Genomic DNA, 11,110 nt, shown 5'->3' on the forward strand with positions numbered 1-11,110 from the left:
AATGGCACAGATGGACAACACCTCGCTGGTTCAGCGGTTTATCCGCTTGCCGCTGGCGCAGCGCCAGGCCTTCCTGGAAAAATTGACCAGCAAGGGCATGAGCCTGGCCAACCTGCCGATTCCGGTGTGCCGGGACGCCTTCGCGCAACTGCCGCTGTCCTATGCCCAGCAGCGCCAGTGGTTCCTCTGGCAACTGGACCCGACCAGCAGTGCCTACCATGTGCCGTGTGCCTTGCGCTTGCAAGGTGCCCTGGATATCGACGCCTTGCAGCGCAGTTTCGATGCATTGCTGGTGCGTCACGAAACCTTGCGCACCTGCTTTGTCGAAAGCAGCGATGGCCTGGTGCAGCAGGTCCAGGCCAGTGGCTCGGTACAGGTCACCCTGGAGGTCATCGCCGCCAGCGCACAGCAAGCCACGGCGGCGGAGATCGAAACCTTCATCGAAACCGAAACCCAGCAGTTGTTCGATCTGCAGCGTTGTCCGCTTCTGCGGGTCAAGCTGCTGCGCCTGGGGGCGCACGACCACGTCCTGGTGCTGACCCAGCACCACATCATCTGCGATGCCGCCTCGATGCCTGTGATGGTCGATGAGCTGGTGCAGTTGTATGCAGGTTTCAGCCAGGGTCAGGCACCCGAGCTGCCTGCCTTGCCAATCCAGTACGGCGACTACGCCATCTGGCAGCGCCAATGGATGGAGGCGGGGGAGAAGGACCGCCAACTGGCCTACTGGACCCGGCACCTGGGCCATGAGCCGGCAACCCTGGAACTGCCCAGTGATCGGCCGCGTCCGGCCCAGCAGAGTTTTCGCGGGGCGCGCCAGGACATCCGCCTCGATACCCGGCTCGGGTTGCAGTTGCATGCATTGGCCAGGCAGGAAAATGTCACCCCGTTCATGTTGCTGCTGGCAGCGTTCCAGACCTTGCTGTACCGCTACAGCGGCCAGGAGTCGATCCGGGTCGGGGTCCCGGTGGCCAACCGCAACCGTGTGGAAACCCGTCAGCTGATCGGCTTCTTCGTCAACACCCAGGTCATGCAGACGCGCTTTGACGACGGCTCGACCTTCCGCCAGTTACTGGCCCAGGTCAAGCGCCATGCCCTGGACGCCCAGGCCCATCAGGACCTGCCGTTCGAGCAACTGGTCGAGGCCCTGCAGCCGGAGCGCAGCCTCAGTCACAGCCCGCTGTTCCAGGTGATGTTCAACCATCGGCGCAGCCAGGCTGGGCCGCTGGTGACCCCTCAGGGCCTGCAGGTCCAGGCGCTGGATTGGCAAGCGCACACGGCGCAATTTGACCTGAGCCTTGATGTGCTGGAGTCGGCGCAGGGCTTCGACTGTTCCCTGAGCTACGCCACCGATCTGTTCGACGCCGCGCGCATCGAACGCCTGGCCCGGCACTGGCAGAACCTGCTGGCAGCCATCGTCGCCGACCCGGCGCAGCCGGTCGCCGAGCTGTCGATGCTCGATGCCCAGGAGCGTCAGCGCAGCCTCTATGACTGGAACGCCACCGCCACTCGCTACCCGCTGGAGCAGAGCATCCAGCATCTGATCGAAGCCCAGGTGGCACGTACACCGCAGGCACCGGCCTTGCTGTTCGGCGAGCAGGTGCTCAGCTACGCCCAGCTCAACGCCCAAGCCAACCGCCTGGCGCATCGGCTGATCGAGCAGGGCGTGGGCGCCGATGTGCTGGTCGGCATCGCCGCCGAGCGCAGCCTGGAGATGGTCATCGGCCTGCTGGCGGTGCTCAAGGCTGGCGGCGCCTATGTGCCGCTCGATCCAGAGTACCCGCAGGAACGCCTGGCCTACATGTTCGAGGACAGCGGCATTGCCTTGCTGCTGACCCAGGCGCCGCTGCGCGAGCAACTGCCGCTGCCGGCCGGGCTCAAGGTCCTGCTGCTCGAAGATGCCCTGGACGGCTACGGCGAAGACAATCCCAACGTCGCAGTGGACGCGGAAAACCTCGCCTATGTGATCTACACCTCTGGCTCCACCGGCAAGCCCAAGGGCGCCGGCAACCGTCACGCGGCGCTGACCAACCGGCTGTGCTGGATGCAACAGGCCTACGGCCTGGACGCCAGTGACACGGTGCTGCAGAAGACCCCGTTCAGCTTCGACGTGTCGGTGTGGGAGTTCTTCTGGCCGCTGATGACCGGGGCACGCCTGGCCATTGCCGGGCCGGGCGATCACCGCGACCCGGCGCGGCTGGTGAGTTTGATCCAGCAGCACGAGGTGAGCACGCTGCATTTTGTGCCGTCGATGCTTCAGGCGTTCCTGCTCGACGAGCAGGTTGGCCAGTGCACGGGGCTCAAGCGCATCGTCTGCAGTGGCGAGGCCTTGCCGGTGGATGCCCAGCAGCAGGTGTTCGCCAAGCTGCCGCAGGCTGGGCTGTACAACCTCTATGGCCCGACCGAGGCGGCCATCGACGTCACCCACTGGACCTGCCGCGACGAGGGTGCCGACAGCGTGCCGATCGGTGAGCCGATCGCCAACCTTGGCACCTATGTGCTCAGCGCCGACCTGGAGCCGGTGGCGCTGGGCGTGATCGGTGAGCTGTACCTGACCGGCGAAGGCCTGGCGCGCGGTTACCACCGGCGTCCGGGGCTGACCGCCGAGCGTTTCGTTGCCAGCCCGTTCGTGGCCGGCCAGCGCCTGTACCGCACCGGCGACCTGGCCCGGCAGCGGCCGGACGGGGTGATCGAGTACGCCGGGCGCATCGACCACCAGGTGAAGATCCGCGGCCTGCGCATCGAGCTGGGCGAGATCGAAGCGCGCCTGCTGGAACTGACTGAGGTGCGCGAGGCCGTGGTGCTGGCGGTTGAGGGTGTGGGCGGTCTGCAACTGGTCGGCTACCTGGTACCCAGCGACGCGGCGCTGCTGACGGCGGATGCCCAGGTGCAGGCGGCGTTGCGTGATCAGCTCAAGGCCAGCCTGCTGCGCAACCTGCCGGACTACATGGTGCCGACGCACCTGCTGTTTATCGAGCAGATGCCCTTGAGCGCCAACGGCAAGCTTGAACGCCGGGCCTTGCCCGCGCTGGACCTGGCCCAGGTGCAGCAGGCCTACGTGGCTCCGCGCAGTGAACTGGAGCAGCGTATCGCTGCCATCTGGCAGGAGGTGCTCAAGCGCGAGCGCATCGGGCTGACCGACAACTTCTTCGAGCTCGGCGGCGACTCGATCATTTCCATCCAGGTGGTCAGTCGCGCCCGTGCGGCCGGTATTCGCTTTACCCCCAAGGCGCTGTTCCAGCACCAGACCGTGCAGGGCCTGGCCACAGTGGCCAGCCTCGATGACGGCCAGTTGACGATCGACCAGGGGCCGGTGCAGGGCGACCTGCCATTGCTGCCGTTCCAGCGGGTGTTCTTCGAGACGGTCAGCAGCACCCAGCATCACTGGAACCAGTCGGTCTCGCTGCGCCTGACCCGCAGTGTGCCAGCGCCGATGCTCGAACGGGCCCTGGCTTTGCTGGTGGCGCATCACGATGCCTTGCGCCTGCGCTTCGTCCAGCACGACGGTCACTGGCTGGCCAGCCACGCCGACCTGGCGGCGGCCGAACAGCCCATGCTGCGCGATGTTGGTGTAGTCGAAGGGCAAGCCCTGTTGCAGTTGGCCAACCAAGCCCAGGCCAGCCTTGACCTGCAACACGGCCCGTTGCTCAGGGCGCTGTTGGCGACCCTGGACGATGGCAGCCAGCGCTTGATCCTGATCATTCATCACCTGGCGGTGGACGGCGTGTCCTGGCGGGTGTTGCTCGAAGACCTGCACACCCTGTGCAACCAGCAACTGGCCGGGCAGGCCTTGCAGGTGCCCGCCAAGACCAGTTCGCTTCAGGCCTGGGCGCGGCGCTTGCAAGCCTACGCCCGTGACCCGGCGCTGCAGCAGGAGCGCCAGTTCTGGCGGCGCTGGCTGGCCGATGCACCGGCCAGCCTGCCGTGCGACACGCCTCAGGCCGTGGCGCTCAACCGCGATGCCAGGCATGTGCAGACCCGTCTGGATGCCGACCTGACCCGGCAATTGTTGCAGAGCGCGCCGGCGGCCTACCGCACTCAGGTCAACGACCTGCTGCTGACGGCCCTGGCGCGGGTGATTGCCCGCTGGACGGGGCAGGCGCAGGTGCTGGTACAGCTTGAAGGCCATGGCCGCGAAGCGCTGTTCGACGACATCGACCTGACCCGCAGTGTCGGCTGGTTCACTAGCCTGTACCCGGTCAAGCTGACGGTCGAGGACGACCTGGCCAGCAGCCTCAAGGCGGTCAAGGAACAACTGCGCAGTGTCGCCAACCACGGTATCGGCTACGCCGCCTTGCGCTACCTGGGCGACAACCAGGTCCGCGCCGAACTCGCGGCACTGCCGCAGCCGCGGATCACCTTCAACTACCTGGGGCAGTTCGACAACAGCTTTGGCGACCACCAGGGGGCGTTGTTCATGCCTTCGGCAGAGTCTGCCGGCGACGATCAGCACGCCGCGGCGCCGCTGGCCAACTGGCTGTCGCTCAGTGGCCAGGTGTATGGCGGCGAGTTGACCCTGAACTGGACCTTCAGCCAGGCCATGTTTGCCCCGGGGACCATCGAGGCACTGGCCGAGGCTTACCGGCAGGCGCTGGTGGCAACCATCGAGCACTGCTGCCAGCACGAAAACGCCGGCAGCACTCCGAGTGACTTTCCCCTGGCCGGGCTGAGCCAAGGCCAGCTGGATGCCTTGCCGGTACCGGCGCGTGAACTCGAAGAGCTGTTCACCCTGGCACCCATGCAGCAAGGCATGCTGTTCCACTCGTTGTACGAGGAAGCCGCGGGCAACTACATCAATCAACTGCGGGTGGACATCGATGGCCTCGACGTGGCCCGCTTCCAGGCCGCCTGGCAGGCGGCCGTCGACCGTCACGACAGCCTGCGCAGCGGTTTCCTCTGGCAGGGTGAGCTGAGCCAGCCGCTGCAGTTCGTCCGGCGCCAGGTGCGCGTGCCTTTTGTTGTGCAGGACATGCGTCAGCACGCCAACCTGGATGCCGCGCTCGACGCCCTGGCCCTGGCCGAGCGCGAGCAGGGCTTCGACCTGGCCCAGGCGCCGCTGCTGCGTGTGCACCTGGTGCGCTGCGGTGCGGAGCGTCACCACCTGATCTACACCCACCACCACATACTCATGGATGGCTGGAGCAGTTCGCAGTTGCTCGGCGAGGTGCTCCAGCACTACGCCGGGCAACCCCAGGCGGCAGCCAGCGTTCGCTACAGCGACTACATCGCCTGGCTGCAGGCCCAGGATGGGGCGGCCAGCCAGGCCTTCTGGCGCGAGCAGACCGCCGCCCTGGCAGCACCGACCAGCCTGACCCAGGCCATCGCCAAGCAGGCCGATGGCCAAGCGCCGGCCGGCCAGGGCGAGTACCTCAGGACCCTGGACCGCGCAGTTGCCCTGGGTGAATTCGCCCGGCAGCAGAAAATCACCGTCAACACCCTGGTCCAAGCCGCCTGGTTGCTGCTGTTGCAGCGCTACACCGGCCAGCCGAGCGTGGCATTCGGCGCCACGGTGGCCGGGCGTCCCGCGCAACTGCGCGGCGTTGAGCAGCAGATCGGCCTGTTCATCAACACCTTGCCGGTGATTGCCGCGCCACAGCCGCAGCAGTCAGTGGCCAGTTGGTTGCAGGACGTGCAGCGCTGCAACCTGGCCCTGCGTGAGCATGAACACACGCCGTTGTTCGAGATCCAGCGCTGGGCCGGGCAGGGCGGTGGTACACTGTTCGACAGCATCCTGGTGTTCGAAAGCTATCCGGTCTCCGAGGCGCTGCAACAGGCTGCGCCCCAGGGCCTGCGCTTTGGCGAGCCGCGTAACCATGAGCAAACCAACTACCCGCTGACACTGATGGTGGAGCTGGGTGAGCGCCTGTCGATCCAGTACCGCTATGGGCAGCAGCACTTTGACGCTGCAACCGTTGCCCAGTTGGCGCAGCACCTGGAAAACCTGCTAGTGGGCATGATCGCCGCGCCCCTCTCAGCGTTGGGCGAACTGCCCATGCTGGCGGCCGAGGAGCAACAGCGCATGCTCGGCCAGTGGAATGCCACGGCCCGTGATTACCCGCTCGACACGCCCGTGCAGCAGTTGATCGCAGCCCGTGCCGCCCATGCGCCGCAGGCGCCGGCCTTGATCTTCGCGGGCCAGCGGCTCAGTTACCAGGCCCTTGAACGCCAGGCCAATCAGCTGGCGCACAAGCTGCTGGAATTGGGCGCGCGGGCCGGGCAGCGGGTGGGCATTGCCCTTGAGCGCGGCCCGGACATGATCGTCGCCTTGCTGGCGGTGCTCAAGGCGGGTGCTGCCTATGTGCCGCTGGACCCGAGCTACCCCGAGGAACGCCTGGCCTACATGATGACGGACAGCGGCATGGATCTGCTGTTGAGCCACAGCCAGGTGCTTGAGCGCCTGCCGGTGCCGGCGAAGGTTCGGGCGCTGGCGCTGGACCACCGGGAGCAATGGCTGGCCGGCTATGCCGACACCGCGCCTGCGGTGGCGGTCGATGCCGAAGACCTGGCCTACGTGATCTATACCTCCGGTTCCACCGGCAAGCCCAAAGGGGTGATGGTGCGCCACGGCGCCCTGGCCAACTTCATTGCCAGCATGATCCGCGAACCGGGTTTCAGTGACGCAGATCGCATGCTGTCGCTGACCACCTTCTCGTTCGACATCTTTGGCCTGGAAATCTATGCCCCTCTGGTCGTCGGTGCCAGCGTGGTGCTGATCGACGAAGCGGTGCTGCATGATTCCGACGCGCTGCTTGAGGTGATCCAGAACCAGGGCGTTACCCTGGTACAAGCCACGCCTTCGTCCTGGCGCATGCTCCTGGACAACCCGCGCAGTGCCAGCCTTGCCGCGTGCCGTCTGCTCTGCGGCGGCGAAGCCCTGCCCAGGGCCCTGGCCGAGCGCATGCTGGGTGTCGGCGCCGGGGTCTGGAACCTGTACGGCCCCACCGAAACCACTATCTGGTCGGCCCTGCATGTGCTGAGCGCAGAACAACCCACGCCGTGGCTGGGGCGGCCGATCGACAACACCGCTTTCTACCTGCTGGGCGACGACCTGTTGCCGGTACCGGCCGGGGTCAGTGGCGAGATGCTGATCGGTGGCAGCGGTTTGGCGCGCGGCTACTTCGAGCGGCCGTCACTGACCGCCGAGCGCTTCGTGCCCGACCCCTACTCGGCCACGGGCGAGCGCTTGTACCGCACAGGCGATTTGGGGCGCTACCGCCGCGACGGCGTGCTCGAGTACATCGGCCGCCTCGACCATCAGGTCAAAGTGCGCGGCTTGCGTATCGAGCTGGGCGAAATCGAGGCGGCGCTGCTGGCCCAGCCAGCGGTTCGCGACGCCGCCGTGCTGGCCCTGGAGGGTCAGGGTGGTGTGCGGCTGGTGGGCTATGTAGTCGCTCACCAGGCCACGCCTGGCAACAGCAGCGAACAGCAACGCCTGGGCGAGATACTGGCGGCGCGGCTTCTGGAGCGCCTGCCGGACTACATGGTGCCGGTGCAATGGCTGTTCCTCGAACGCTTGCCGCTGACACCCAATGGCAAGCTTGATCGCAAGGCCTTGCCCCGCCAGGAACTGGCCAGTGAGCCGCGTCCGTTCCGCGCGCCCGGCTCGGCGCTGGAGCAGCAGGTCGCCGCCATCTGGCAGGCCGTGCTCGATCAGCCCCAGGTCGGCCTGGATGATGATTTCTTTGCCCTGGGTGGCCATTCGCTGCTGGCCACCCAGGCCATTTCGCGGGTGCGCCATGCGCTCAAGTGCGAGGTGCCGCTCAAGTTGCTGTTCGAGCACAGCGTGCTGGCCGGTTTTGTCCAGGCGCTGGACGCCAGCGCAGGCAGCCAGGAGCCGCCACTGCAGGCGCTGGCGGCGGACCAGCCGCTACTGCTCTCCTATGCCCAGGAGCGGCAATGGTTCCTCTGGCAATTGCAGCCGGACAGCACCGCCTACCATGTTCCCAGTGCCTTGCGCCTGCGTGGCGCGCTGGATGAAGTGGCCTTGCAGCGCAGCTTCGACACCTTGGTGGCACGCCATGCAAGCTTGCGCACGGTTTTCGTCGAAGACGCTGAGCGCGTGTTGCAGGTGGTTCACCAGCAGATGCACATCGCCGTGCAAACGCTGCACCTGGATATACCCGATGCGGCTGGGCGCGACGCGCAGATCGACGCCTTCATCGACCGTGAGGTCCGCTCGCTGTTCGACTTGCGCCAGGGGCCGCTGCTGCGGGTCAAGTTGCTGCAACTGGCGGCGGACGATCATCTGCTGCTGATCGTGCAGCACCACATCATTTGCGACGGCTGGTCGGTGCAGGTGATGATTGATGAGCTGGTGCAACTGTATGCCGGTTACAGCCAAGGGCAGGAGGTGGCACTGCCGGCATTGCCGATTGGCTACGCCGACTTCGCCAGTTGGCAGCGCCAGTGGATGGATGCCGGCGAACGCCAGCGCCAACTGGACTATTGGACCGCGCAACTGCCAGCACCTCACCCGGTACTGCAGCTGCCCAGCGACCGTCCGCGGCCGGCGCGCCAGTCCTACCGTGGTGCCCGCCAGGCCGTGCAATTGAGCCAGACGCTGGCCACGCAACTGACGGCCCTGGCCCGGCGTGAAGGGGTGACCCTGTACATGCTGCTGTTGGCATCGCTGCAAGTATTGCTGCATCGCTACAGCGGGCAAGACGATATCCGGGTCGGGGTCGCCAATGCCAACCGCAACCGCCTGGACACCGAGCGGCTGATTGGTTTCTTCGTCAATACCCAGGTGTTGCAGGCGCGCTTTGACGACGGCCCGACCTTCCGCCAGTTGCTGGCCCAGGTCAAACGCCATGCCCTGGATGCCCAGGCCCATCAGGACCTGCCGTTCGAGCAACTGGTCGAGGCCCTGCAGCCAGAACGCAGCCTGGGTCACAGCCCGCTGTTCCAGGTGATGTTCAACCACCAGAGCGAAGGCCGTGCCGAGCGGGTCACTCGTGAATTGCCGGGGCTGGAAATCCAGGGCCTGTTGCGCGACCAGCAGACGGCCCAGTTCGACCTGACCCTGGAAACCTTCGAGGCCGGCCAGCAGCTGGCGGCGGCCTTCACCTATGCCACCGACCTGTTCGACGCCGCCCGCATCGAACGCCTGGCCCGGCACTGGCAGAACCTGCTGGCAGCCATCGTCGCCGACCCGGCGCAGCCTGTCGCCGAGTTGCCGATGCTCGATGCCCAGGAGCGTCAGCGCAGCCTCTATGACTGGAACGCCACCGCCACTCGCTACCCGCTGGAGCAGAGCATCCAGCAACTGATCGAAGCCCAGGTGGCACGTACACCGCAGGCACCGGCGTTGCTGTTCGGTGAGCAGGTGCTCAGCTACGCCCAGCTCAACACCCGGGCCAACCGTCTGGCGCACAGGCTGATCGAGCAGGGCGTGGGCGCCGATGTGCTGGTCGGCATCGCCGCCGAGCGCAGCCTGGAGATGGTCATCGGCCTGCTGGCGGTGCTCAAGGCTGGCGGCGCCTATGTGCCGCTCGATCCAGAGTACCCGCAGGAACGCCTGGCCTACATGTTCGAGGACAGCGGCATTGCCTTGCTGCTGACCCAGGCGCCGCTGCGCGAGCAACTGCCGCTGCCGGCCGGGCTCAAGGTCCTGCTGCTCGAAGATGCCCTGGACGGCTACGCCGAAGACAATCCCGAGGTGGCGGTGGATGCCGAAAACCTCGCCTACGTGATCTACACCTCCGGTTCCACCGGCAAACCCAAGGGCGCCGGCAACCGTCACGCGGCGCTGACCAACCGGTTGTGCTGGATGCAACAGGCCTATGGCCTGGACGCCAGCGACACGGTGCTGCAGAAGACCCCGTTCAGCTTCGATGTATCGGTGTGGGAGTTTTTCTGGCCGCTGATGACCGGCGCGCGCCTGGCCATTGCCGGGCCGGGCGATCACCGTGACCCGGCGCGCCTGGTGAGCTTGATCCAGCAGCACGAAGTGAGCACGCTGCACTTTGTGCCGTCGATGCTCCAGGCGTTTCTGCTCGACGAGCAGGTTGGCCAGTGCACGGGGCTCAAGCGCATCGTCTGCAGCGGCGAGGCCTTGCCGGTGGATGCCCAGCAGCAGGTGTTCGCCAAGCTGCCCCAGGCCGGGCTGTACAACCTTTATGGCCCGACTGAGGCGGCCATCGACGTCACCCATTGGACCTGCCGCGAGGAAGGCGCCGACAGCGTGCCGATCGGTGAGCCGATCGCCAACCTTGGCACCTATGTGCTCAGCGCCGACCTGGAGCCGGTGGCGCTGGGCGTGATCGGTGAGCTGTATCTGACCGGCGAAGGCCTGGCACGCGGTTACCACCGTCGCCCGGGGCTGACCGCCGAGCGTTTCGTGGCCAGCCCGTTCGTGGCCGGTGAGCGCCTGTACCGCACCGGCGACCTGGCGCGGCAACGGCCGGACGGGGTGATCGAGTATGCCGGGCGTATCGACCACCAGGTGAAGATCCGCGGCCTGCGCATCGAGCTGGGCGAGATCGAAGCGCGCCTGCTGGAACTGACTGAGGTGCGCGAGGCCGTGGTGCTGGCGGTTGAGGGTGTGGGCGGTCTGCAACTGGTCGGCTACCTGGTACCCAGCGACGCGGCGCTGCTGACGGCGGATGCCCAGGTGCAGGCGGCGTTGCGTGATCAGCTCAAGGCCAGCCTGCTGCGCAACCTACCGGACTACATGGTGCCGACGCATTTGCTGTTTATCGAGCAGATGCCCTTGAGCGCCAATGGCAAGCTTGAACGCCGGGCTTTGCCGGGCATCGAGGCGTTGTTGGCGATGCGCAGTTTCCGCGCCCCGCAAACCGAGCTGGAATGCCAGGTGGCGGCCGTCTGGGCGCAACTGCTGGGGGTTGAGCAGGTCGGTCTGGACGACGACTTCTTCAGCCTCGGCGGGCATTCGTTGCTGGCGACCCAGTTGATTGCCCGGGTGCGCGAGCAACTGGGCGTGGAGGTCGAGCTCAAATCGGTATTCACCGCCACGCGCCTGGACGCCTTCTGCGACCAGGTGCAGACGGCGAAAACCGCCCATTCACCGCTTCAGGACGAATTGGCTAAATCTTTGGAGGCCCTTAAACGTTTATCAGGAGATGAGCTGGAACAGCTAATTTCTTGACGA

At 66.3% G+C, this 11,110-nt stretch carries 1 protein-coding gene; it reads left to right on the forward strand.

From position 1 onward, the window contains the following. The first annotated feature begins 1 nt into the window (after nt 1). Complete coding sequence (locus M5G17_RS18785) at nt 2-11,107, forward strand: non-ribosomal peptide synthase/polyketide synthase (RefSeq protein ID WP_273894418.1); 11,106 nt, start codon at nt 2-4, stop codon at nt 11,105-11,107. Nucleotides 11,108-11,110: the final 3 nt, after the last annotated feature.

This window comes from Pseudomonas rubra (assembly GCF_028656935.1).
Lineage (GTDB): Bacteria > Pseudomonadota > Gammaproteobacteria > Pseudomonadales > Pseudomonadaceae > Aquipseudomonas > Aquipseudomonas rubra.